The 24,937-nt window shown below is 62.9% G+C and carries 24 protein-coding genes; 18 read left to right on the top strand and 6 right to left on the bottom strand.

Annotated elements, in window-relative coordinates:
- The first annotated feature begins 1 nt into the window (after position 1).
- The 7 genes from leuD to V1283_RS17470 all read left to right on the top strand — a co-directional run bounded on the left by leuD (position 2) and on the right by V1283_RS17470 (position 6,804).
- Positions 2-661 (top strand): 3-isopropylmalate dehydratase small subunit, encoded by a 660-nt coding sequence (gene leuD / locus V1283_RS17500; protein WP_334387694.1) that lies wholly within the window; start codon positions 2-4, stop codon positions 659-661.
- Entirely contained in the window at positions 658-1,797 is a 1,140-nt protein-coding gene (gene leuB, locus V1283_RS17495) for a 3-isopropylmalate dehydrogenase (RefSeq protein WP_334387693.1), read from the top strand. The genes leuD and leuB overlap by 4 nt, the downstream gene beginning before the upstream one ends.
- Positions 1,797-2,843 carry an ABC transporter substrate-binding protein gene (locus tag V1283_RS17490; RefSeq protein WP_334387692.1) on the top strand — a complete coding sequence of 349 codons (1,047 nt, stop codon included), beginning with the start codon at positions 1,797-1,799 and terminating at the stop codon, positions 2,841-2,843. The genes leuB and V1283_RS17490 overlap by 1 nt, the downstream gene beginning before the upstream one ends.
- Entirely contained in the window at positions 2,840-3,673 is an 834-nt protein-coding gene (locus tag V1283_RS17485; protein WP_334387691.1) for an ABC transporter ATP-binding protein, read from the top strand. The genes V1283_RS17490 and V1283_RS17485 overlap by 4 nt, the downstream gene beginning before the upstream one ends.
- Positions 3,670-4,542: an ABC transporter permease gene (locus tag V1283_RS17480; RefSeq protein WP_334387690.1), complete on the top strand. Its 873-nt coding sequence runs from the start codon at positions 3,670-3,672 to the stop codon at positions 4,540-4,542. The genes V1283_RS17485 and V1283_RS17480 overlap by 4 nt, the downstream gene beginning before the upstream one ends.
- Positions 4,543-4,589: 47 nt before the next feature.
- A complete protein-coding gene (locus tag V1283_RS17475; protein ID WP_334387689.1) occupies positions 4,590-5,807 on the top strand; it encodes an FAD-dependent oxidoreductase in 1,218 nt (405 codons plus the stop codon).
- Between the two features lie 229 nt (positions 5,808-6,036).
- Complete coding sequence (locus V1283_RS17470; protein WP_334387688.1) at positions 6,037-6,804, top strand: outer membrane protein; 768 nt, start codon at positions 6,037-6,039, stop codon at positions 6,802-6,804.
- Positions 6,805-6,897: 93 nt separating this feature from the next.
- Here V1283_RS17470 and V1283_RS17465 read toward each other — a convergent pair whose 3' ends face one another.
- From V1283_RS17465 to parE, 4 genes are all read right to left on the bottom strand, one after another.
- Positions 6,898-7,668, bottom strand: a complete 771-nt coding sequence (locus tag V1283_RS17465; protein WP_334387687.1) for an SDR family NAD(P)-dependent oxidoreductase — start codon at positions 7,666-7,668, stop codon at positions 6,898-6,900.
- 33 nt (positions 7,669-7,701) lie between these two features.
- A complete protein-coding gene (locus V1283_RS17460) occupies positions 7,702-7,887 on the bottom strand; it encodes a hypothetical protein (RefSeq protein ID WP_334387686.1) in 186 nt (61 codons plus the stop codon).
- Positions 7,888-8,304: 417 nt separating this feature from the next.
- The gene (locus V1283_RS17455; RefSeq protein WP_334387685.1) at positions 8,305-9,108 is read right to left on the bottom strand and encodes an outer membrane protein; all 804 of its coding nucleotides are present in this window, start codon (positions 9,106-9,108) and stop codon (positions 8,305-8,307) included.
- 223 nt (positions 9,109-9,331) lie between these two features.
- Positions 9,332-11,386 carry a DNA topoisomerase IV subunit B gene (gene parE, locus V1283_RS17450; RefSeq protein ID WP_334387684.1) on the bottom strand — a complete coding sequence of 685 codons (2,055 nt, stop codon included), beginning with the start codon at positions 11,384-11,386 and terminating at the stop codon, positions 9,332-9,334.
- Between the two features lie 373 nt (positions 11,387-11,759).
- Here parE and V1283_RS17445 point away from each other — a divergent pair, with 373 nt between their 5' ends.
- From V1283_RS17445 to V1283_RS17420, 6 genes are all read left to right on the top strand, one after another.
- Positions 11,760-12,290: a DedA family protein gene (locus tag V1283_RS17445; protein WP_334387683.1), complete on the top strand. Its 531-nt coding sequence runs from the start codon at positions 11,760-11,762 to the stop codon at positions 12,288-12,290.
- A gap of 200 nt (positions 12,291-12,490) precedes the next feature.
- Complete coding sequence (locus V1283_RS17440; protein WP_334387682.1) at positions 12,491-13,480, top strand: MBL fold metallo-hydrolase; 990 nt, start codon at positions 12,491-12,493, stop codon at positions 13,478-13,480.
- Between the two features lie 308 nt (positions 13,481-13,788).
- Positions 13,789-14,475, top strand: coding sequence for an FMN-binding negative transcriptional regulator (locus tag V1283_RS17435; protein WP_334387681.1), 687 nt, complete (start codon positions 13,789-13,791; stop codon positions 14,473-14,475).
- Positions 14,472-15,452, top strand: coding sequence for an N-acetyl-gamma-glutamyl-phosphate reductase (gene argC / locus V1283_RS17430; RefSeq protein ID WP_334387680.1), 981 nt, complete (start codon positions 14,472-14,474; stop codon positions 15,450-15,452). The genes V1283_RS17435 and argC overlap by 4 nt, the downstream gene beginning before the upstream one ends.
- A gap of 38 nt (positions 15,453-15,490) precedes the next feature.
- Positions 15,491-16,084: a class I SAM-dependent methyltransferase gene (locus tag V1283_RS17425; RefSeq protein ID WP_334387679.1), complete on the top strand. Its 594-nt coding sequence runs from the start codon at positions 15,491-15,493 to the stop codon at positions 16,082-16,084.
- A gap of 33 nt (positions 16,085-16,117) precedes the next feature.
- Positions 16,118-17,317, top strand: coding sequence for an MFS transporter (locus V1283_RS17420; RefSeq protein ID WP_334387678.1), 1,200 nt, complete (start codon positions 16,118-16,120; stop codon positions 17,315-17,317).
- 19 nt (positions 17,318-17,336) lie between these two features.
- On the opposite strand, the gene V1283_RS17415 is transcribed toward V1283_RS17420, so the two are convergent.
- Positions 17,337-17,735, bottom strand: a complete 399-nt coding sequence (locus V1283_RS17415; protein ID WP_334387677.1) for an MAPEG family protein — start codon at positions 17,733-17,735, stop codon at positions 17,337-17,339.
- 70 nt (positions 17,736-17,805) lie between these two features.
- On the bottom strand, positions 17,806-19,611 hold the full coding sequence (locus tag V1283_RS17410) for a PHA/PHB synthase family protein (protein ID WP_334387676.1): 1,806 nt from the start codon (positions 19,609-19,611) through the stop codon (positions 17,806-17,808).
- A 285-nt stretch (positions 19,612-19,896) separates the two neighbouring features.
- On the opposite strand from V1283_RS17410, the gene V1283_RS17405 reads away from it, so the two are divergent.
- From V1283_RS17405 to V1283_RS17385, 5 genes are all read left to right on the top strand, one after another.
- A complete protein-coding gene (locus V1283_RS17405) occupies positions 19,897-20,184 on the top strand; it encodes a hypothetical protein (protein ID WP_334387675.1) in 288 nt (95 codons plus the stop codon).
- Positions 20,185-20,442: 258 nt separating this feature from the next.
- On the top strand, positions 20,443-21,663 hold the full coding sequence (locus tag V1283_RS17400) for an LL-diaminopimelate aminotransferase (protein WP_334387674.1): 1,221 nt from the start codon (positions 20,443-20,445) through the stop codon (positions 21,661-21,663).
- A gap of 26 nt (positions 21,664-21,689) precedes the next feature.
- Positions 21,690-23,009 (top strand): homoserine dehydrogenase, encoded by a 1,320-nt coding sequence (locus V1283_RS17395; protein ID WP_334387673.1) that lies wholly within the window; start codon positions 21,690-21,692, stop codon positions 23,007-23,009.
- Between the two features lie 77 nt (positions 23,010-23,086).
- Entirely contained in the window at positions 23,087-24,085 is a 999-nt protein-coding gene (gene glpX, locus V1283_RS17390) for a class II fructose-bisphosphatase (RefSeq protein ID WP_334387672.1), read from the top strand.
- A 123-nt stretch (positions 24,086-24,208) separates the two neighbouring features.
- The gene (locus V1283_RS17385) at positions 24,209-24,928 is read left to right on the top strand and encodes a haloacid dehalogenase type II (protein ID WP_334387671.1); all 720 of its coding nucleotides are present in this window, start codon (positions 24,209-24,211) and stop codon (positions 24,926-24,928) included.
- Positions 24,929-24,937 lie beyond the last annotated feature (9 nt).

Genomic DNA, 24,937 nt, shown 5'->3' with positions numbered 1-24,937 from the left:
CATGCCGAAACCGTTCAACACCCTGACGGCGATTGCTGCCCCCATCATGCGCGGCAACATCGATACCGACGTCATCATCCGTATCGAGCGGCTGGTCGGAAACTCCATTCGTGGGACGCTCGGCAAATGGGCGTTCGGCGCGCTCCGCTATCTGCCCGATGGTTCGGAAAACCCCGAATTCATCCTGAACCGCGAGCCTTATCGAAGTGCGGAAATCCTCATTACCGGTCCGAATTTCGGTTGCGGCTCCTCGCGTGAAGGCGCGGTCTGGTCGTTGCAGGAAATGGGTATCCGCGCCGTCATCGGCTCGAGTTTTGGCGACATCTTCTTTGCCAATTGCTTCCAGAACGGCATCCTGCCGATCGTTGTCGACAAGGAGATCGTCGATAGCCTTGCTGCAGATGTGCAGCAGACCCAGGGGGCTGGGCGCATCAGCATCGACCTGCAGCAACAGACGATCATCTCGCCTTCGGGACAGCGACACGAATTTGCAATCGATCCGCGCCGGCGCGCCGGGCTGCTGGAAGGTCTCGATGAGGTCGCGCTGACATTGCAGCGCGATGACGAAATCCGGGCCTTTCAGGCGGCCGACCGGGCGGAACGGCCCTGGATCCACTTCGCAAGAGAAACGGCAAGAAAAACGGCGGGCAACAAGACATGAATAATCCGTCCAACATGATCAAGGTCGCCGTGGTCGGCGGCGAGGGCATCGGCCCCGAAGTGACCGCGCAGTCGCAGCGGGTGCTCAACTGGTTTTCCGCCAGGCGCGGCGTTCCCATGGTGTTACGCGAAGCGCAATACGGCATCGTTCCGTATCTTGCGACCGGCAAGGTGATGCCGCCTGACACCGTCGAGGCGATGGAGGAGGCCGACGCGATCCTGTGGGGCGCGACCGGCGGGCCGGAGACGAAGGAAGTTCCGGCGGCGGCGCGCAAGGCGGGGAGCCTGCTGGGCCTGCGCAGCAAATACGATCTTTACGCCAATCTCAGGCCGATCGTTGCCCATCCGGCGCTGGCGGATTCGGCGCCGCTCAAGGCCAGCGTGCTCAGGGACGTCGATTTCGTCATCATCCGCGAACTGACCAGCGGCATTTATTTCGGCGAGCCGCGCGGCATCGAGACGCTCGCCGACGGGCAGCGCCGTGGCTTCAACACCGAGCAATATACGACCGATCAAATTCGCCGCGTCGCGCGTTCCGCCTTTGAGCTGGCGCGGACGCGACGGAACAAGGTCTGTTCGGTCGACAAGGCCAACGTGCTCGAGACCAGCGTGTTGTGGCGCGAGGAAGTCATTGCCTTGCACGCCGCGGAATTTGCCGATGTCGAGCTCACGCATATGTATGTCGACAACGCCGCGATGCAGATCGTGCGCGAGCCGGCGCAATTCGATGTGATGGTCACCGGAAACATCTTCGGCGACATCCTGTCCGACTGCGCGGCGATGGCGTCCGGGTCGCTCGGCATGCTGCCGTCGGCCTCATTGGGTCCGGTCGACAGGTTCGGCCGGCGCAAGGCGCTCTACGAACCGGTTCATGGCAGCGCACCCGACATCGCGGGCAGGGGCATTGCTAACCCGCTTGGCTCCATCCTCAGCGTTGCCATGATGCTGCGCATGACGCTCAACCGGCCAGAAGACGCGGACCTGCTGGAAACGGCCGTGGCCAGTGCCCTGTCGGGCGGCGCGCGTACCGCCGATATTGCCGAGGCTGGCGCAAAACGACTTTCAACCCAGGAAATGGGCGACGCGGTGCTGAATGCGCTGGAGAAGGTCGCTGCCAAGGAGAAGGAGCGCGTGTGATGGCACATTTCACCAGGCGTTCGGCGCTGACGATCATAGCGGCTGGCGGCGCCTCCATCGCATCACGCAAGGCATGGGCCGAGGACAAGCCCGGCCGCGTGATCTATCCCGTCGCGGTGCCGGTCTATCAGACGCAATTCGTCGCCGACAAACTGGGATACTTCAAGGAGGCCGGCCTCGACTGCAAGCTGATCCAGGGTGGCAGCGGCGTCAAGACGCGCGAAATCATCGCCTCCGCGCAGGGCGACATCGGCATCGGCGATATCACCCATCCGATGCAGCTCTCTAATCGCGGCCGCAATGGCCGCGTGCTGATGCCGGTCGATACCCGTTCCTCTTCGGTGATGTTCATCATCCGCAAGGATCTATGGGATCAGGGCATCACCTCGCTGGAGAAGCTGACGGAATGGAAACGCCCCGATGGCCGCAAGCCGATCGTCTCGGTGTCGTCGCTGGGCGGCACCAACCATGTCTGGTCGTCCTATTACATGGAGACGATGGGGCTCGACCAGAAGGTCACCTGGATCGGCACCGGCAATGTCGATACCATGCTGGGTTCGCTGAAGACCAAGCAGGTCGATGTCCTCGTCAGCTCGCTGTCGCTGCTCAACGATTCGAAGGAACAAGGTTGGGGCACGCTGCTGTTCGACGGCACCGATGAGACGATCTGGAACAAGTATATCGGCGGCAAGGTCCCGGTGACGGCGCATTTCACGCTGCAGGCGACCATCGACAAGGACCCGCCCAAGATGCAGGCCTTCGTCACCGCGATCTGGCGGGCGACGCAATGGATCAAGAAACATACGTCCGATGAAATCTACGAGACGATCGAGCCCTATGTCGGCAGCACTTCGCGCGCCGCCAACATCCTCGAGATCACTGCGTTGCAAAAGGTCACCGACTACGATGCGTCGATTGATGCTGCGGCTTTCGCCCGCGGCGAAAAGGTCTGGTTCCGGGAAATGACCGGCATCAAGCCGCTGACGCCGGCCGATCTGGTCAGCCCGACCTTCATCGAGGCAGCGCGAAAGGCGTATCCGGCTTGAACGTCCAGAACCGTTCCGCTGATCTGCCGGGTGGACAATCCAGTGTCCAGCGCATTGACGTCAGGGGATTGAGCAAAACGTTTCAGCTCGCGGGGACTGCGATCGAGGCGGTGCGGGATGTTTCGTTCGGGGTCCGCCGCGGCGAGTTCGTAGCGCTTCTGGGGCCGTCCGGCTCCGGCAAGAGCACCGTTCTCAACATGATCGCGACATTGATCAAGCCGACCAGCGGTCAAATCCTGATTGATGGCGTGCCGGTCGTTGCCGGCAAGGCGACGCCCAATGTCGGTTACATCTTCCAGCGCGATACGCTGTTCCCCTGGCGCACGGTCGCCGACAACATCGGCTACGGCCTGGAGTTGGCGGGCGTTCCGGAGGCGGCGCGCAAGGAGCGCATCGCGGCCTGCGTGGCGCAGGCGGGCCTGCAAGGCTTCGAACACGCTTATCCATCGGCGCTGTCGGGCGGCATGCGTCAGCGTGCGGCGCTGATGCGAACCCTGGTCGTGGAGCCGCAGATCCTGCTGATGGACGAGCCGTTCGGCGCGCTCGATACCCACACCAAGATCGACATGCATGACGTGCTGCTGCGGATCTGGGAACGCGAGCAGCAAACCGTTCTGTTCGTGACCCATGACCTCGGCGAAGCCTTGACTCTGGCCGACCGCATCATCCTGTTCTCGGCGCGGCCCGGGCAGATCAAGGACATGTTCGAGGTGGATTTTTCGCGACCGCGCGATGCGGTGAAAGTGCGCGAGACGCCGCGCTATGCCGAGCTGTTCCAGCACATCTGGCACTCGCTCGGGGAGGAGTTCGTCAAGGGACGCAAGCCATGAGGACACGTCGTGTTGGTAATACGCTGGCCTGGCAGATATTGATCTGCGTGGCCGTGCTGTCGATCTGGCAATGGGGATATGACCTGCATGACAAAATCCCGTGGCTGGTTCCCGATCTGCTCGATCCCTATTTCGTGTCAAAGCCCTCGCAGATCTTCGAGCACTTCCTGATCCTGAGCTGCCTCAAATCCAAGCTCGGCGTGTTCAACGGCTGGTTCAACGGCGACTTTGCCAAATGCATGGTGCGCAACGAGAACAATCTCTGGATCGCGACCGCGATCACGCTGAAGAACACGTTCTTCGGTTTTGTCACGGGCGTGTCGAGCGGCTTTGTCGCAGGGCTTATTCTTGGACGTTCGGACCGGCTCAGCGCGATCTTTCAGCCTTTCATTACGGCGGTGAATTCCATACCCCGGATCGCGCTGGCGCCGATTATCGTGCTGGCATTCGGGATCGGCGACACCTCGAAAATCGTGACCTCGTGGATCGTGGTGGTGTTCCTGGTGTTCTTCAATACCTTCGAGGGCGCCCGTTCGATCGACGAAGGCTTTATCAATGTCGCGCGGCTGCTGGGCGCGAGCGAATGGCAGATCACCCGCACCGTCGTGATCCCCTCGACCATGGCCTGGGTGTTTGCCTCGCTGTCGCCGGCGATCTCCTTTGCGTTGATCGGCGTCATTGTCGGCGAATTCATCGGCGCGGAGCGCGGCATCGGCCGGCTGATCATCGAGTCGGAGGCACGGGCAGAAGCCTCAGGCATGATGGTCGCGGTGATCGTGTTGATGCTGGTGGGGGTGGCGCTTTCGGCCATGATCTGGCGGTTGCAGGCCCATCTACTGCGCTGGCAGCAACACAATATGGTCGAGTAGGCTTGATGGTCGAGTAGCTCGGCTCTACCGAAGCGAGGGAGCGAGCGATGAAAACACGTTGCTGTATCGTCGGCGGCGGGCCCGCGGGCATGATGCTTGGCTATCTGCTCGGACGCGCCGGTGTCGACGTCGTGGTGCTGGAAAAACACGCCGATTTCTTTCGCGATTTTCGCGGCGACACCGTGCATCCCTCGACGCTGCAGGTGATGGACGAACTCGGGCTGATCGACGGCTTTCTGAAACTGCCGCATCAGCGCCTGCAGAAGATGGAGGGGATGTTCGGCGGCGAGACGGTGCGGATCGCCGATCTCGGCCGGCTCAGCGTCAAATATCCGTTTATCGCCTTCATGCCGCAGTGGGACTTTCTCAATTTCCTGCGCGAGAGCGGCAAGCGGTTTGCTTCGCTTGATGTGATGATGTCGACGGAAGCGGTCGATCTACTTCGCGACGGCGAGCGCGTCACGGGGGTGAGGGCGAAGACGCCAGACGGCGTCATCGATATCGCGGCCGACCTGACCATTGCCTGCGACGGCCGCCATTCGCTGGTGCGCGAACGCGCCGGCCTCGAGGTCGAGGAAATCGGCGCGCCGATGGATGTATTGTGGTTTCGCGCCGCCAAGCGGGAGGGCGAAACCGAAAACCTGTTTGCCCGGGTCGATCCCGGCAAGATGATGGTGACGTTCGACCGCGGCGACTATTGGCAGTGCGCCTATGTCATCTCGAAGGGACAGTATGACGCCGTGAAGGCGAGGGGACTGCCCGCGCTGCTCGAGGACATCGCGCGGATGGCGCCGATCCTCAAATCAGGATTGTCGGAGGTGAAAAGTTGGGACGACGTCAAGCTGCTGACGGTTGCAGTCAACCGGCTGAAGCGCTGGACGCGGCCGGGGCTGCTTTGTATCGGCGACGCCGCGCATGCGATGTCGCCGATCGGCGGCGTCGGCGTCAACTTGGCGGTGCAGGACGCGGTCGCGACCGCGAATCTGCTGTCGTCGAGGCTGAAGATGGACTGGCTGCCCGAGGAGGACGAACTCGACGCCGTGCGCCGGCGCCGCGAGTTTCCGGTCAAGATGACGCAGCGGATGCAGGTCGTCGTGCAGAACAATATCGTCAATGCCGCGCTCAAGCCGGGCAATCAGCCGCTGAAAGCCCCGTTCGTGATGCGGCTGCTCACCGCCGTGCCCTGGCTGCAGGGGATCACGGCGCGCTTTGTCGGCCTCGGGGTGCGGCCGGAACATGTGCAGTCGCCGATTCGCGGCCATTAGGCCCATTCGGGTGTGGTGGCGGGACGCTACCGGCGGGTAATTGTGCAACAAAAGCCCCTGACGTTGCCGGAACCCGTAATGGTTGATTAACTAAACGGTAATTCACGACCGCAATCGGGACGTGCGAAGGGCAAATCTACCTCACTGTTGCAGCGTGGTTACAGCCTTCCCGAGTGTTTCTGGATATTTTCACGGCAGAATTTGGGTTTTGTCAGTGGTGGGAAATATTATGAAAAAGATCGCTATTGCAGCCGCCGCCCTCATGATGGGTTCCATGTCTGCTTCGGCCGCGGATCTGGCGGCGCGGCCCTATACCAAGGCGCCGGCACCGATCGCCGTTTACAACTGGGGCGGTTTCTATATCGGCGGCAACGTCGGTGGCGCCTGGACCAACCAGGAGTGGGTCAATACCGCCAATACCACGGCGTTCGGCGACCTCGCACCCGGCCAAGGCTTCCGTCAGCGCGGAACCGGCATCATCGGTGGTGGCCAGATCGGCTACAACTGGCAGGCCAGCAACTTCGTGTTCGGTCTTGAGGGCACCATCTCGGGCCTCGATACCCGCGGCAGCGTGCTCAACAACGTCTTCGGCGCCGGGCTTGATGATGTGTTCAGCTGGCGCGCCGACTGGATGGCGACGATCACCGGTCGTGCTGGTATCGCAGTGAATAACAACCTGTTCTACGTCAAGGGCGGCTGGGCCGGCGTGAACAACCGCCTGGCGGTCTCCGATACGGTACCGGCGAACACGGGTTCGGGATCGTCGACGCAGTGGCACAACGGCTGGACCGTCGGCGCCGGTTGGGAATACGGCATCACCGCGAACTGGATCGTCGGACTTGAGTACGACTATTCGGCCTTCGAGACCAAGAGCTACCAGCTCGCTGGAGCAGCGGCTCCGGCCGTCTACACCTTCGATGCCAAGCCCCGCGACATTCAGTCGGCTGTGGTCCGTCTGAGCTACAAGTTCGGCGGCCCGGTCGTCGCGAGGTACTGATCAACAACAAATATCCAGACGAGGAAGCCCCGGCGCAAGCCGGGGCTTTTTCTTTTGGGTCGGTCAGGCAAACAGCCGGTCTCTGATTCCGGCCTAGCCCATGATCGAGTAGCCGCCGTCGACGGGAATCGCAGTGCCGGTGACGAAGTCGGAGGCGGGCGAGGCGAGGAAGACCGCGATCCCGGCAAAATCATCGATGGCGCCCCAGCGTGCTGCCGGGGTGCGTCCCAGCACCCGGTCGTGCAGGCCGTCGATCTCCTTGCGGGCGCGCTTGGTCAGATCCGTGTCGATCCAGCCCGGCAGCACGGCGTTGGCCTGGATGTTGTCGGCGGCCCAGGCGCAGGCGCAGGAACGGGTGAACTGCACGATGCCGCCCTTGCTGGCGGCATAGGCCGGCGTGAAGCTGGCGCCGAAGATCGACATCATCGAGCCGATATTGATGATCTTGCCGCCGCCGGCCGCCTTCATGGCGGGATAGACCGCCTGTGAGCACAGGAAGGCGCTGGTGAGGTTGGTCTGGATCACGCTGTTCCACTCGGCGATATCAAGCGCGTGCGGCGGCTTGCGGATATTGATGCCGGCATTGTTGACGAGGATATCGATTCGGCCGAACTCGCCGGCGACGCGGCTGACCATGGCGGCGACCGCTTCCTTGTCGGTGACGTCGGCCGCGACCGCAATCGCCCTCGCGCCGCCTTGCGCAAGCTCCGCGACCGCAGCCGCCGACTTGGCCTCGTTGCGGCCGACCACCGCGATCGCCGCGCCGGCTTGTGCAAGGCCCCGGGCCATGCCGAGCCCGATCCCGCCATTGCCGCCGGTGACGATGGCGACTTTGCCTGAGAGATCGAATAGTTTTGCTGCCATAGCTGTTGTCCAGTTTCTGTAGGATGGGTGGATCTAGCGGTTGCCTTGCCAGATCAGGATCAGGCCGACGGCGCCGAGCACGGCGCCATATCCGGCCCATTGCAGTTGATTGATCATGAAGCTCGATGGCGGCCAGCGAATCGCGCCGGTGCCCTGACCGATCCACAGCAGGCCGATCGCAAGCGCCAGAAAGCCGACGATCGAAAGCGATCTGGCCATGGATTTCTCCCCTGTTGCCGTTCCGGTCGCTGGGTGCCGCGCGGCTTGCGATGAACTGCCGCTAGGAACCAATGCCAGCGGTCGCAGTAGCCACCGATCGAATAGGATGGCGGCCGGTTCCGCAAGGCCGGAAGTCATCTCGGGGCTTGAGTGCTGTCGTGGAGGCGTCTTGGGCCGCAAGGATTGTGCTGGCGCTGGCGCGACTGGCCAAGCCCGGGCGGGGACTGGGGCGAGCGGAGCGAAGCTCTTCACGAGGCCTAGCCGGTGGGCTGGATTGCTTCTTCGCTTCCGCCTTCGCTCGTTGAGCTATGCCGGATATGCCGCTTCTCCCAATGACGATCGAGCAAGCGTCCATATTCGAACAACAAAAAAGCCCCGGACGATGCCGGGGCTTTTGAGCTGCTGAATTAGCAGAGATCAGTACTTTGCCTGGACCGGAGCGCCACCCCAGTTGAAGCGGTAGACCAGCGAAGTGCTGATGGTCTGCGTCCAGGGCTTGAAAGTGACCGCCGTACCCGTCGGGCCCGCGAGGCCACTAGCCGGAGCAAAAGTCTCGGGCAGGGAGATGCGGTCATAGAATGCCGACCGGTATTCGGTCTTCATGAACCAGCCGGGTGCCGCGATACCAAAGATGTCGAGGTTGTTCTCGACGCCGCCGCCGATGAACCAGCCATTACGCTGGAAGGAGCCGGTGGTGGCGAGGGTCGGACTGCCGCCAGCGCCGATAAAGGACAGATTCGAGCCCGACCACTCCGATCCGGAGTAACCGCCGTTCACGTAGGACAGCACATTCGGAGCAACGAGATAACCTACTCTCACACCGGCTGCGTAGCTGGTCTTGAGCTTCTCGCGGCCTTCAAGGAAGACGGTCGGATCGCTGAGGGAACCGCGGATGTCTCCGAACTGGCCATCACCGAAGATACCGGCCACCCACCGGCCGTTGAACTGCCAGTCATAACCGATACCAACCGTTCCGAACCAGCCGCTGCCACCCATGCGCTGATCGCGGGTGATGGCAACACCGCCAGGTGCAGTTTGCACGTTGCTGTCGGCATTCCATAGGCCGCCGCCGCCGCCACCGAAGATGTAGAAGCCGGTCCAGTTGTACACTGGAGCGACTGCCATCGGTGCCTTCGTGTACGGGCGGGCCGCGAGATCAGCCGCCGAGGCCGATCCGGTGAATGCCGCAACCGCGGTCAGAGCGAGCACCAACTTCTTCATGTCCAAATCCCCAATTCCTAGTTCGCTTGACGAGCAGCGCGAGCGCCGATTCCCAAAATCCAGTACCGTGACTATACGTGGATCCGGCGAAAAAGCTGTTGCGGGAGGAGCACACCTTCCTACAAACGAACGCCGGGGAAAGGTCTGAAAATTGGGCGGATTCCAGCTCCAACCGGCCCAAGAAGGCCGGAAATAGTCCCGGAAAGTGCCAATAACGGTAAAATCAGACGTCCAGCAGGTCGTCGCTGGCGAATTCCGCCTTGTCGGAGATGAAGGCGAACCGGGCCTCGGCCTTGGTTCCCATCAGCCGCTCGACGGAATCGGCGGTGCCTTCGCGGTCGTCGGCCAACAGCACCACGCGGAGCAGGGTGCGCCTGGCCGGGTCCATGGTGGTTTCCTTAAGTTGGGCCGACATCATCTCGCCAAGCCCCTTGAACCGGCTGACGTCGACCTTGGCATTGGCGTTGAACTCGCTCTTCAGCAGCGCTTCTTTGTGGGCGTCGTCGCGGGCGTAGATCGTCTTGCTGCCGTGGGTCAGCTTGTACAGCGGCGGCACCGCCAGATAGAGATGCCCCTCGTCGATCAACCGCGGCGTGAGCCGGTAGAAGAACGTGATCAACAGCGACGCGATATGCGCGCCGTCGACGTCGGCGTCGGTCATGATGATGATGCGGGAATAGCGCAAATCCTCTTCGCGATAATGCGCAAGCGTGCCGCAGCCGATCGCCTGCATCAGGTCGGAGAGCTGGGCGTTGGCGGTGAGTTTGTCCTTGCCGGCGGAAGCGACGTTGAGGATTTTTCCGCGCAAGGGCAGGATCGCTTGCGTCTTGCGGTCGCGCGCGTGCTTGGCGGTGCCACCGGCCGAGTCGCCCTCGACGATGAACAGCTCAGAGCCTTCGGCTGCCGTATTCGTGCAATCGGTGAGCTTGCCCGGCAGGCGCAGCTTCTTCACCGCGGTCTTGCGCGAGATTTCCTTCTCGGCGCGGCGGCGCAGCCGTTCGTCGGCGCGCTCGATGACGAAGTCGAGCAGCTTGTTCGCCTGCAGCGGATTGCCGGACAGCCAATGATCGAACGGGTCCTTGATCGCCTGTTCGACGATCTTCTGCGCTTCGGCCGTGGCCAGCCGGTCCTTGGTCTGGCCCTGGAATTCCGGCTCGCGCACGAACACGGACAACATCACGGCCGCGCCCACCATGACGTCTTCCGACGTGATGGGTGCGGCCCGCTTGCCCTGGCCGATGCGCTCGGCGTGGTCCTTCAGGCCGCGCAGCATCGCGCTGCGCATGCCGGACTCGTGGGTGCCGCCGTCGGGCGTCGGCACGGTGTTGCAGTAGGAGGAGAGGAAGCCGTCGGCGTCCGCCGTCCAGGCGACCGCCCATTCGCAGGCGCCGTGGGCGCCGTTGCGTCCCGATTTGCCGGAGAAGATATCCGGATGCACCAGCGTGTCGGCGTGAATGGCGGCGCCGAGATAATCCTTCAGGCCGCCCGGGAAGTGGAAGCTATCCTCGGCCGGCACATCCTCGATGCCCTTCAACAGCGCGGGATCGCAGCGCCAACGGATCTCGACGCCACCGAACAGGTAGGCTTTCGAGCGCGTCATCTTGAACAGGCGTTGCGGCTTGAAAGCGGCCTTGGCGCCGAAGATGTCGGTGTCGGGCTTGAAGCGGATGCGGGTGCCGCGGCGGTTGTTGATCTTGCCGAGGTCTTCGAGCTTGCCCTTGGGATGGCCGCGCTCGAAGCTCATGCGGTGGAGTTTCTGGCTGCGCGCGACTTCGACCTCGAGACGTGAGGAAAGCGCGTTGACGACGGAGACGCCGACGCCGTGTAAACCGCCCGAGGTCTCGTAGACCTTGGAGTCGAACTTGCCGCCGGAGTGCAGCGTGCACATGATGACTTCGAGCGCGGATTTTTTTGGAAATTTCGGATGCGGATCGACCGGGATGCCGCGGCCGTTGTCGGTGACGGTCAGAAATCCGTCGGCGCTCAGTTCGACCTCGATGAACGAGGCGTGCCCCGCCAAGGCCTCGTCCATGGCGTTGTCGATGACTTCGGCGAACAGATGATGCAGCGCCTTTTCGTCGGTGCCGCCGATATACATGCCGGGGCGGCGGCGTACCGGTTCCAAGCCTTCCAGCACCTCGATATCGGCCGCGGTATAGCCGGCCTCGGCGCTGGTCGCCCGCGAGGCGGCCTTAGGCGCAGCGCGGCCCTTCGGTTCCGCCCCAAAGAGGTCGTTGGCAGATTTGGGTTTTGCAGCTGATTTCAATGATTTGGACATGGCTCTTTAGGTGTTGCGCGCGATATCGCGCGAGCGAATCGGTCACTCTGACTATGCCACGGATGGGCTCAAAAGGTGACGGTGGGGCGAGCGCCAGGCGCCTTCTTCCCACCGATGCACCGGATTGCGAGCCTCTATCAGGCCTGAGCGGCGCTGAACAGATGGCGGCAACGCCGTCGGCTATGATTTGGAGAGACCACGGATTTTCGCCGGCGCGGAAGGCCGGCGGGGCGATCGAAATTAAGCGATGATCACAGCCCGTGCCAGCCTTTGTGACTTGAAGACACGCAGGCGGCTGGCTTAGCTGTCGCGAGCCCTTGAATCAGCAAAAAGATTCAACGGCGCAAACGGGGCGGAGAAGGCGTTTCAGAACATGCAAGATTTTGCGCGCGCTCTGGCTGATTTCGTGCGCGACAATCAGGCCTGGGCCGCACCCATTGTCCTGGTGCTGGCGTTTTGCGAATCGCTTGCCTTCATTTCGCTGCTGGTGCCGGCCTGGGGGGCGCTGGTCGCGATCGGTGCGCTGATCGGCGTCAGCGGCATCAGCTTCTGGCCGGTCTGGCTGGCCGGCGGCCTGGGTGCTGCGCTCGGCGACTGGGTCTCCTACTGGTTCGGCTACCGCTACAAGGAGAACGTCGCCGAGATGTGGCCGCTGTCGCGCTATCCGGAGATCCTGCCGCGCGGCGAGGCCTTCGTCCAAAAATGGGGAGTGCCCTCGATCTTCATCGGACGGTTCTTCGGGCCGCTGCGGGCCTCGGTGCCGCTCGCCGCCGGCATTTTCGAGATGTCCTACTGGCCGTTCCAGATCGCCAATTTCGTCTCGGCGCTGGTCTGGTCGGCCGCCCTGCTGCTGGTCGGCGACGTGATGGGGAAACTCGCCGAATGGCTGTGGCGCGCGGCGTAGGGGTAGGCTGGGAATAAGCCGACGACGGGGGTGTTAGCTCCAACGTACGTAGATCAGAGCATCTTCGCACTGCCGTCGCTTGGCCGTCGTCGCGCTATCGCAGAAACGCTGCTAGATTTCGGCAACAAGCGAACAAAGGGCACGCATCAAAGCGGGCAATCCCGCGAACCGCATCCATCGTCTCACTGGGAGGACATCACATGGAAATGACACGACGTCACGCACTCGCCGGAGCCGCGGCGCTGGCTGCTGCGCCCCTGCTGTCTAACGCGCCCGCCAACGCCGCCGCGCCGATGGCCGACAAGCAGGCGCCGAGTTTCTATCGCTACAAGGTCGGCGACGTGCAGGTCACCGTCATCTCCGACGGCGTGAACACGTTCGCGCTCGGGGATAGCTTCGTTCTCAACGCGAAGAAGGACGACGTCGCCGCAGCGCTCGAGAAGGCCTACATGCCGAAGGACAAGGTCAGCATCCAGTTCGGGCCGCTGGTCATCAATTCCGGCGGCAAACTGATCGTCCTCGACACCGGCAACGGTCCGGGCGCGTTTGCATCGAGCAAGGGCGCTGTCGGCCAGTTCGCTACCAACATGGCCGCGGCCGGCTTCGATCCGAAGAACGTCGACATGGTGGTGATCTCGCATTTCCATGGCGATCACATCAACGGTCTGCTCAATGCGGAGGGAACGCTCGCGTTCGCCAACGCCGAAGTGCTGGTGCCGTCGGTCGAGTGGAAATACTTCATGGACGACGGCGAAATGGCCAAGCAGACCGGCGAGCGCATGCCGGGCGTGTTCAAGAACGCCCGCCGCGTGTTCGAGGCAGGGCTCAAAAAGAAGGTGACGCCCTATGAGTGGGGCAAGGAAGTGGCTCCCGGCCTGCTCGCGGTCGAGACCGCCGGCCACACGCCGGGCCACACCTCCTACGTGCTGTCCTCGGGCTCGGGCAAGGTGTTCATCCAGTCCGACGTCACCAACATTCCCTACCTGTTTGCCGCCAATCCCGGCTGGCACGCCTTCTTCGACCAGGATCCCGCCATGGCCGAAACGGCCCGCCGCAAGACCTACGACATGCTGGTGGCGGACAAGCTCCAGGTGCAGGGTTTCCACTATCCGTTCCCCGGGCTCGGCAACGTCGAAAAGGACGGCAACGGCTACCGGGTGATCCCGGCGCCGTGGAATCCAGTGATCTGAGGCAGTGTCATTCCGGGGCGATGCGCAGCATCGAACCCGGAATCTCGAGATTCCGGGTTCGCTCGCTTCGCTCCCGCCCCGGAATGACGGTGCAATCTCTTGACGCCGGGCGGGCGCGGCCTTATAGCCGCGCCCATGATCAACGCTTCGACCATGTCCGCCGCTCGCCGCCGCCGCATTATCGCGGTTCGGGCGGTTGTCTGCGTTTAAGATCATCGCCCCTGCCGCCGGATCCGGTCCCGCGGCTTTTTTCTTTTTCCAGAAACGCGGTCTGAACTGGCGGCTCCTACGTCAAGCAGGAGTTTGAGATGTATACGCCTCCACCGTTCAAGTCCGACCGCGCCGCGAGCCTCGCGTTCGCGGAAGCGCGCGGCTTTGGGCTGGCCTGCGCGTGGGATGGCAACAAGCCCGTCGCCTCGTCGCTGCCGTTCTATCTGACCTCGGCCAATGACGGCACGCCGCGCGCGGCGTTTCACGTCGCGCGTCACAATCCGCTGGTAAAGCTCGCGGACGGGGCGACGTCCTGGCTGCTGGCCGTCAACGGCGCGGATGCCTACGTGTCGCCGGACTGGTACGTTTCGCCGGACCAGGTGCCGACCTGGCTTTATCAGGCGGTGCATCTGACCGGCCCGGTGCGGGCGATGTCCGACAGCGAACTCGCCGCGCAGATCGAGGCGCTCAGCGCCAAATTCGAGGCGCGGCTGCTGCCGAAAAAGCCGTGGCTGTCGTCGAAGATGACGGCCGGGCGGCTGGAGGCGATGAAGAAAGCGATCGTGGGCCTTGAGATGACGGTTGAAGAGGTTGAGGGCAGCTTCAAGCTGAACCAGCACAAGTCCGAGACCGACTATGTGGCAATTGCCGGGTCGCTGGCCGCGCAAGTCGACGCCGGCGCGCAGCAGATCGCGCATTTGATGAAGCAAGCGCGGCCCAACGTCTTTGCAAGCGAACAGGCCTTTGCCAACGAAACGAACCAGATCGAAAGGACCGTGCCATGACCCTCACCGACAGCCATCAGCCGAAAACCGCCGGCGCCGCGACCAAGCCCGCCGTGTTCGTGGACGGCGCGTCCGGAACCACGGGCCTCGGCATTGCCGAGCAGCTTCGGCTGCAGAACGACGTCGTCGTGAAAAGCATTGCCGAGGAGAAGCGCAAGGATGCCGGCGCCAAGCGCGCGCTGATGGAGGAGGTGGATCTCGTCATCCTCTGCCTGCCTGACGATGCCGCCAAGGAAACCGTGGCCTTGATCGACAGCATGGGCGCTTCCGCTCCCAAGGTGCTCGATGCGTCGACGGCTTTTCGAGTGGCCAGCGACTGGACGTACGGCTTTCCGGAACTGACGCCTGATCAAGCCGACAAGATACGGACCGCGCGCAAGGTCTCCAATCCCGGCTGTTATCCGACCGGCGGCATTGCGCTGCTGCGGCCGCTCGTCGATGCCGGTCTCGTGCCGGCGGACTATCCCGTCACCATCAATGCGGTGAGCGGCTATTCGGGCGGCGGCAAGTCGATGATCGCGAGTTTTGAGGACGGCAGCGCGCCGTCTTTCGAATTGTACGGCCTCGGCTTCGAGCACAAGCATCTGCCGGAGACGCAGCTTTACTCAAAACTGACGCGGCGGCCGATCTTCGTGCCGTCGGTCGGCAATTATCGGCAGGGCATGCTGGTCTCGGTGCCGCTGCATCTCGACACGCTGACGGGCAAACCCAGCGGAGCCGACCTGCACGCGGCGCTGGCCAAGCGCTACGCCGGCAGCACCTACGTCTCCGTCATGCCGATCGAGAACGCGGCATCCAAAGGCGGGAAGCTCGAGCCCGAGGCGCTCAACGAGACCAACAAGCTCGAGCTTTACGTCTTTGCCAGCGAAAAACATCGTCAGGCGGTGCTGGTCGCGCGGCTCGACAATCTCGGCAAGGGCGCGTCGGGCGCAGCTGTGCAGAATATGCGGCTGATGCTGGGCCTGGCCGACAAGTAACTGACACGGCATTTCCGCAGGGGAGAGAGGGGCGACAGGTGGACGAAGCGACGTTGCAATTCTACCGCGGCAACGCCGAGGCCTATGCCAAGCGTACGTTCACCTCGCGCCAGGCACGGCTGATGGCGTTTCTGGCGCAGCTTCCGCCGGGCGCTTCCATTCTCGAACTCGGCTGCGGCGCCGGCGGCGACACCGCGGAAATGCTGGCGCGGGGGTTCGAAGTTCGCGCAACCGATGGCTCGCCGGAAATGGCTGGCGTCGCGTCAAAGCATCTCGGCCGCACGGTCGAGACGCTGCTGTTTCATGACCTCGACGAGGTCGGGGCCTATGATGCTGTTTGGGCCAACGCCTGCCTGTTGCATGTGCCGAGGACGGAGCTCGCGGATGTCCTCGCGCGGATCTGGCGTGCGCTGAAGGCCGAGGGCGTCTTCTATGCCAGTTACAAGGAAGGCGATGGCGACGGCCGCGACACGCTCAATCGCTACTACAACTATCCGTCGTCGGACTGGCTGCGTGCGACCTATGCCGAGGCGGGCAAATGGGACTCGCTGGAGATCGAAACCGGCGAAGTCATAGGTTTCGACAATCAATGGGCCACGATGCTGTTCGTCGTGGCCAGGAAGAGCCGCTGACGCCCGGTTGGGCATCGCGGCTGGCGAAGAAAGATGCGGTCCTTGAAGTCCGGCAAGAAAATCATCGGCGTACTTGTTGTCGTTGCGATCGGGCAGGTCATTGGATGGGGCACGGTCGGCCTTCTAGCCGTCGTGGGTCGGCAAGTCGCCGCTGATCTCGGCATGGACATCTCGGCTGTGTTCGCCGGCAATTCGATCTTCTATGTGGCTACGGGTTTGTCCGCGCCCGTTCTGGCCAAGGCATTCATCCGGTTTGGGGCACGGCGTGTGATGATCGCCGGCACCTTTGTCGCCGCGCCGGGCTTCGTTCTGCTGTCCAGTTCGACCGGCCCCGCGTCGTTCTTCGCAGCATGGGTCATCCTCGGTACGGCCGGCAGCGCGACATTGGCCACCGCCACCTACATCCTGCTCAATGAGATTGCGGGCCGCAGGCGTGCGATCGGCGCTCTGATGCTGGTGACGGGGCTGGCCAGCAGCGTTTTCTGGCCGACCACCTCGTTTCTCTCGGATGCGATGGGCTGGCGTGGCACCTGTCTTGTCTATGCCGGGCTGATGGTTCTGGTCTGTCTGCCGCTCTACGCGTTCGGATTGCCGCGTCGCACCGAGCGGAAAGAGGATGTCGGTTCGTTGGGTTTGCCTGGCGAGCCCCACATCGTCCGGAAAAGCACGTTCTACCTGATCGTATCGGCGACCGTATTGTGCGCTTTCGTCACCTTCGGATTCGGCGCCACGATGATCGAGCTCCTGAAAGCGGAGGGCCTGTCGCCGACGCAGGCCGTCACCTTCGGTTCGATGCTGGGCGTGATTCAGGTTAGCGCCCGCGGTCTCGATTTTCTCGGTGGTGGGCGGTGGGATGGGATCACGACGGCGCTAATCGCCGCCTCAACCCTTGTCGTGGCAATACTTCTTCTGATGATCGGCGGCGGATCGCACTGGATGATCGCCACCTTCATTCTGCTGTATGGCCTCGGCAGCGGTGCGCTTGCGGTCGCGCGTGCGACCATTCCACTGGTATTCTACGACAACGCCGAATTTGCCAAGGCAACTTCGCGCATCGCGTTGCCACTTAATCTCATCTCCGCAGCTTCGCCGCCAATTCTCGTCGGCCTGCTGTCGAATTTTGGAAGCAACGCCCTGCTTGGTTTCGGCATGCTATGTGCGAGCGCTGCTCTGCTGATGCTGTATTGGCTCAGCCGCCACCGTCCGCCCATCCGGCGGATCGCCGCGAGCTGAGCCGAGGGTTCGGCCGAGCTTACAGCACCTGGAAGATCGCCAGCGCGAGCACGGCTTGCGCCAGGAAGCCGACGGTGAAGGCCAGCGTACGGAACACCGGCAGGCCGAGCGTGTAGACGATCAGATGGGCGACGCGGGCCCAGAAATATACCGCGCAGGCCATCACGGTCCATTTGTCCGAATAGTCGATGGCGTTGAGGATCAGGACCAGCGGCGCGAAGATGATCAGGTTTTCGATCGCGTTGTCGTGCGCGAACATCAGCCGGTTGGCCCAGTCGGCGTGCGGCTTGTCGTTGCGCGAGGGGTTGGCCATGGCGCCGGAGAGGCCGCGTACCTGACAGCGGTTGAGGATGTAGGGGACCCAGAGCAGCCCGGTCAAAATTACGGTCAGAGTCAGCCAGAACAATTCGCGCGTCATCGTTTCCCCCTCACTCGAGTTCGAATCCCGGCACGGGACGATTGATTATAGCGAACTGCCTGCGGCAGCGCTACGCGCGGACCTTGACGTAGCTGCCCGGCGCGTCCTCGATCGGCGGCATCTCCTCGGAGCCGACGGCGCGCGCGGGCACTTGCTCGGCGTCCAGGCTCTCCAGCCATTGCCGCCAGTCGGGCCACCACGAACCCTTGTGTTCGGTCGCGCTCTTCAGCCAGTCGGCGAGCGTGACGTCCTTGATGTTGTCGTTGGTCCAGTACTGGTACTTGCCGCCGGCCGGCGGGTTGACCACGCCGGCGATGTGGCCGGAGCCGGACAGCACATATTTGACCGGGCCGCCGAAGAACTGCGAGCCGTAGAGAACCGAATCCGCCGGCGCGATGTGATCCTCTTTGGTCGCCAGATTGTAGACGGGCACCTTGACCTTCGACAGGTCGAGCAGCGTGTTGTCGAGCACCATGCTGCCGGTGGAGAGCCGGTTCTCCAGATAGCAGTTGCGCAAGTAGAAGGAATGGTTGGCCGCCGGCATCCGCGTGGCGTCGGAGTTCCAGTGCAGCAGGTCGAAGGCGGAGGGCGGGTTTCCCTTCAGATAGTTGCTGACGACATACGACCAGATCAGGTCATTGGAGCGCAGCATGTTGAAGGCCATCGCCATCCTGCTGCCTTCGAGCACGCCGGCTGCGTGCATGTCGCGCTCAAGCGCCGAGATCTGGTCTTCATCGACAAAGACAAGCAGATCGCCGGCATGGGTGAAGTCGACCTGCGCGGCAAAGAACGTCGCCGACGTCACGCGCTGGCGCCGCTTCTCCGCGAGCCAGGCCAGCGTCGAGGCGAGCAGCGTGCCGCCGACGCAGTAGCCGGCGGTATGGACCTTCATCTCGCCCGTCACCTTTTCGATGATGTCCATCGCGGTGAGTGGGCCTTCCTTCATGTAGTCGTCGAAGGTTTTCTTGCCGAGTTCCTTGTCGGGATTGACCCAGGAGATCACGAACACGGTGATGCCCTGGTCGACGCACCATTTGATGTAGGATTTTTCCGGCTTGAGATCGAGAATGTAGAACTTGTTGATCCAGGGCGGCACGATCAGGAGCGGCGTGCGCAGCACCGTCTCGGTGGTCGGCGTGTACTGAATGAGCTGCATCAGCTCGTTCTGGAAGATCACCTTGCCCGGCGTCGTCGCCATGTTGATGCCGACGACGAGGTTCGACGGGTCGGATTGGCGGATGCGCAGCGTGCCGTGGCCGGCCTCGATGTCTTCGGTAAGCATCTTCATGCCACGCACGAGGTTGTCGCCGTTGGAGGCCAGCGTCTCGCGCAGCACTTCGGGATTGGTGAAGACGAAATTCGACGGCGCGATCGCGTTGGTAATCTGTTGAACGTAGAATTCGGCCTTTTTGCGGGTGTGCGGATCGACGCCTTCGGCGTTCTTCACCAGTTCTTGCGCCCACTGCGTGGTGAGCAGATAGAGCTGCAGCACGAAATCGAAGAACTGGTTCGATTTCCACTCCGGATCCTTGAAACGCTTGTCGCGCGGCGACGGCTCGATCGCAGGCTTGGCCGCTTCGCCGGCCATGCGGCGCGCGGCCTGGCCCCAGAGATCGAGATAGGCCTTACCCATTTTGGTCTGCAGCTCAGCGGCGCGCTCGTTATCGGAGAGCCAGTATTCCGCGACCTTGGTGAAGGTCTTGACGACCTCGCCGATTTCGCTGGGCGGCTTGTCCTTTGGCTCACCGTCCTCGCGCGGCTTGAGATAGGCCGCCAGCGCCTGGCCGCTCGTTTCCATCGCTTTTGCGATGTTCATGGCGAAGGCTTCGGCGTTGAAGGTCTTCGAAGCGTGGGTTTCGGTGTCGACGTCACTCATATCAAGGACACTATAGCTTCATTTCGCGTTCGTCACCGCGTGGATTGATGACAAGAGGGTTGGCGTTAACCCTGTTGCACTGCGATAAAGTTTGCGTGTTCACACAAGTTGCACACATTGCAGCCGCACCGATCACATTTGCTCTTTGGGCTTTAATCGTTTCGGGCGACAATGGTTTGAACGGTTCTAGCGAAATCAACGCCGCGGGACGGCTTGGCGTTGCAAAGCTCGTACCACCGCATAGATGCGTGCGCGGTGCAGAGGTAGTTGGGGACTTCCGGACGGATGCCGGTCAATCGGACGATAAGGCTGTGGTCGATTGCCGCGCTGTTTGCGTCGGCATTGGCCCTCGGCGGCTGCTCGACGCAGATCGCGGATATGCCGGGCGTTGGCCTGCCGACGGACGCGCCCGAGCGTCCGAAGGAAGCCGGCGGCTATCTGCCGGTTCATGACCTGCCTCCAGAGCGCAACGAAGAGGCGATCAAGCCGGCCGAACTGGCTAAAATCCAGTCAGAATTGACGGCCGCCCGGGACCGTCAGGCGACAGCCTCTGCAAAGCCTGCCAAGAAGTGAGAAGGTCGCTGTCCTGGCGCGAATCGCCCGGACCAGGGGCGGGGCGGGCGTAAACGCCATAAAAACTGGCGCTGCCGGGCTCCCGTGGTAAAAGAACCCAATTCAACCGCATTGCGGGTCCAGAGCTCCAGGGATCTCGCGCCTGAATTCGCTCTAAATCCTTGATTGAGCGCGACTTCTGACCGAAACCCAATCCGGTTTCGATAGCCGCGAAGGTTCCCCCGATTCTGTCCTGCCGGTTGTCGGAGCAAGGGTCCCATGGAAGATTTTTACCGCATCCGCCGCCTGCCGCCTTACGTGTTCGAGAAGGTCAACCAGGCCAAGGCGGCCGCGCGCAATGCCGGGGCCGACATCATCGACATGGGCATGGGTAATCCGGACCTGCCGACGCCACCTCATGTGCTGGAGAAGCTGAAGGAGACGCTCGGCAAGCCGCGGACCGACCGCTACTCGGCCTCACGCGGCATCAACGGCCTGCGCAAGGCGCAAGCCGCCTATTACGGGCGGCGGTTCGGCGTAAAACTCAATCCGGACACCCAGATCGTCGCGACGTTGGGCTCGAAGGAAGGCTTTGCCAATGTGGCGCAGGCGATCACCGCGCCCGGCGACGTCGTGCTGTGCCCCAATCCGAGCTATCCTATACATGCCTTCGGCTTCCTGATGGCGGGCGGCGTGATCCGCTCGGTGCCTTCGGAACCGACGCCGCAGTTTTTCGAGGCGGTGGAACGCGCGATCATCCATTCGATCCCGAAGCCGATCGCATTGATCGTCTGCTATCCCTCCAATCCGACCGCCTATGTCGCCGACCTCGATTTCTACCGGGATCTGGTGGCATTTGCGAAGAAGCATGAGATCTTCATCCTGTCGGATTTGGCTTACGCCGAAGTCTATTTCGACGACAACAATCCGCCGCCCTCGGTGCTGCAGGTTCCCGGCGCGATGGACGTCACCGTCGAGTTCACCTCGATGTCGAAGACGTTCTCGATGGCGGGCTGGCGCATGGGCTTTGCCGTCGGCAACGAGCGGATCATCGCAGCGCTGGCGCGCGTGAAATCCTACCTCGACTACGGCGCGTTCACGCCGATCCAGGTGGCCGCTACCGCGGCGCTGAACGGGCCGGACGATTGCATCAAGGAAATGCGCGACACCTACCGCAAGCGCCGCGACGCGCTGGTCGAATCGTTTGGCCGGGCGGGCTGGGAGATTCCGCCGCCGCAGGCCTCGATGTTCGCCTGGGCGCCGCTGCCCAAGACCTTCGAGGGCGTCGGCAGCATGCAGTTCGCGACCCTGATGGTGGAGAAATCCGGCGTGGTGGTTTCGCCCGGCGTCGCCTTTGGCGAGCATGGCGAGGGCTATGTCCGCATCGCCATGGTGGAAAACGAGCAACGTATCCGCCAGGCCGCTCGCGGGGTGCGCCGCTTCCTTGAAAGCGGTATTGAAACGTTGCACAACGTGGTTCCTCTCGCCAATCGGCGCTAATTTCTTTTATTGCAGGTTACCTCATTATGGTCGCACCCCTGAGAGTGGGTATCGCAGGGCTCGGCACGGTTGGCGCCGAAGTCGTCCGCCTCATCGAAGAGCAGTCGCGGACGCTGTCCGAGCGCAGCGGGCGTGGCGTGCGCGTCGTTGCCGTCACCGCGCGCTCAAAGGCAAAAAAGCGCGCACTCGACCTGCGCGGCATCGACTGGGCCAAAAGCCCGCTGGCGCTGGCCTCTGACCCCAACGTCGATTGCTTCGTCGAGCTGATGGGCGGCTCCGGCGAGCCGGCGCTGTCGGCGATCGAGGCCGCGCTGAAGGCCGGCAAGTCGGTCGTAACCGCCAACAAGGCGCTGATCGCCAAGCATGGAATTCGGCTGGCGAAGGCCGCCGAGAAGCATGGCGGCGCCCTGAATTTCGAGGCGGCGGTCGGCGCCGCCATTCCGGTCATCAAGACCCTGCGCGAGGGCCTTGCCGGCACGGGCGTCAACCGCGTCTACGGCATCCTCAACGGCACCTGCAACTACATCCTGAGCCGGATGGAGCAGGAGGGTCTGTCATTTGCCGAATGCCTGAAGGACGCGCAGCGGCTCGGCTATGCCGAAGCCAACCCGTCCTTCGACGTCGACGGCCATGACACCGCGCAGAAGCTTGCGATTCTTGCGAGCCTCGCCTTCGGCACCAAGGTGGCGCAGAGCGCGGTCTATGTCGAAGGCATCTCCTCGATCGCGCCGGAAGATCTGCGTGCGGCGGAAGAACTGGGCTACCGCGTCAAACTGCTGGGCGTGGCGGTACGGACCGCCAAGGGCATTGAGCAGCGCGTGCATCCGACCATGGTGCCGAAATCATCCTCGATCGCGCAGGTGATGGGCGTCACCAACGCCGTCACCATCGATGGCGAAGGCATTCCGCCGATCACGCTGGTGGGACCCGGCGCCGGCGGCGCCGCGACGGCGTCCGCGGTCGTTGCCGACATTGCGGATGTGGCGCGCGGCATTCACGCCAAACCTTTCGGACGTCCCGTGGATCGGCTGCGCGAAACCAGCAAGGCGCCGATGGAGCGCCACGAGGGCGGCTACTACATCCGCCTGATGGCGCGCGACCTGGCCGGCACCGCCGCCACCATCGCCACCCGCCTAGCCGAACAGAAGATCTCGCTGGAATCGATCGTGCAGCGCCATCCAGAAGGCGTCGATGCGAATGGCTCCGCGAAGAAGCCGTCACCGGTTCCGGTTATCCTGATTACCTACGCAACTTCCGAGGACGCGGTCTACCGCGCGCTGGAAGCCGTTCAGCGCGACAAGGTGATCAGTGGCCGGCCGCAGGTGATACGGATCGAAAAGAACTAGCGCGCGTTCTGTTCGGAACGCGTCAGAGGATTGATTGCGGCCGCGGGGCCGCTATGCAGGTTTAAGGGAGTAAGCTGATGTCGACCCATATTTCCGTTCCGCCGCAACTGCTGCTCGAGCGTATCCTGACGCTCGAAATCGTGCGAGTGACGGAGCGTGCTGCGGTTTCGGCCGCGCGGCTGCGCGGCCACGGCCAGGAGAAGCCAGCGGACCAGGCCGCGGTCGATGCGATGCGCCGCGAACTCAACAAGCTGCCGATCGAAGGCACCATCGTGATCGGCGAGGGCGAGCGCGACGAGGCGCCGATGCTGTTCATCGGCGAGAAGGTCGGGCTGAACGCCGGTCCGCAGGTCGATATCGCCGTCGACCCGCTGGAAGGCACCACGCTCTGCGCCAAAAACATGCCGGGCGCGATCGCGACCATGGCGATGGCCGATGGCGGCACGCTGTTGCACGCGCCCGATGTCTACATGCAGAAGCTCGCGGTTGGCCCGGGCTACGCCAAGGGCGTGGTCGAACTCGACGCGTCGCCTGCCGACAATGTCCGCCGGCTCGCCAAAGCGAAGGGCGTCGAGCCTGGCGCGATTACGGTGCTGGTGCTCGATCGACCGCGCCACGCCGATATCATCGCCGGCGTCCGCTCGACCGGCGCCGCGGTGCGGCTGATCACCGACGGTGACGTGGCGGGCGTGATCCATTGCGCCGATCCCGATAACACGGGTGTTGACATGTATATCGGCACCGGCGGTGCGCCCGAGGGCGTGCTGGCCGCGGCGGCGCTGCGCTGCATCGGCGGCCAGATGCAGTGCCGGCTGATCCTCGACAGCGACGAGAAACGGGAGCGCGCGCACAAGATGGGCGTGACCGATCCGAAGATGATCTACGGCATCGAGGACATGGTGCGGGGCGACTGCCTGTTCGCGGCAACCGGCGTCACCACGGGCTCGCTGCTGTCAGGGGTCAAGTTCCGCAAGGACGTGATCGAGACCGAAACGGTGGTGATGCGCTCGGTGACGGGCACGGTGCGCTATATCAAGGCCGAGCATCGGCAGCTGGATAAGTTTCATTTGGATTGATGATACCCCTCGTCGTTCCGGGGCGATGCAAAGCATCGAACCCGGAACCTCGAGATTCCGGGTTCGCGCTGCGCGCGCCCCGGAATGACGGCGTCAGAAAAACAAAAACAGGGGAGGGCTCGCATGTCCGATGTGTCCGCGGTGAAGGCGCTGGTGTTCGATGTGTTCGGCACCGTCGTCGACTGGCGCACCAGCCTCATCAACGATTTCACCAAATGGTCGGAGACCTCAGGCATCAAGGTCGACTGGACCGCTTTGGTCGACGGCTGGCGCGCCGTCTATGCCGCCTCGATGGACGAGGTGCGCAAGCATCCCGAGCGCGGCTATCAGATCCTGGATACGCTGCACCGGCAGTCGCTGGAAAAACTGGTCGCGCAGTTTTCGATTCAAGGCTTGAGCGACGCCGATTTGCATTACCTGACGATGGGCTGGCACCGCCTGCATCCCTGGCCCGACAGCGTCCCCGGCCTGACGCGGCTGAAGACAAAATACATCATCTCGCCGCTCTCCAACGGCAATGTCGCGCTGCTGACCAACATGGCAAAGTTCGCCGGGCTGCCGTGGGACCTCGTCATGTCGGCGGAGTTGTTCGAGCACTACAAGCCCGATCCCGAAACCTATCTTGGTGCGGCCAAACTGCTCTGCCTGCCGCCGGAGCAGGTGATGATGGTCGCCGCCCACAACAACGATCTGAAGGCCGCGCAGAAGCTCGGCCTCAAGACCGCCTTTGTCGCAAGGCCGACCGAATACGGCCCGCACCAGAAATATGATTTCGAAGCCAGGGGCGACTGGGACATCGTCGCCAAGGATTTTGGCGGGATCGCCGACCGGTTGGGCTGTTAGCGGCGTTCG

It is taken from the genome of Bradyrhizobium sp. AZCC 2262, from assembly GCF_036924535.1.
GTDB lineage: Bacteria > Pseudomonadota > Alphaproteobacteria > Rhizobiales > Xanthobacteraceae > Bradyrhizobium.
Note: the sequence above shows the minus strand (reverse complement) of the source record. Positions and strands in the feature narration are given on the sequence as shown.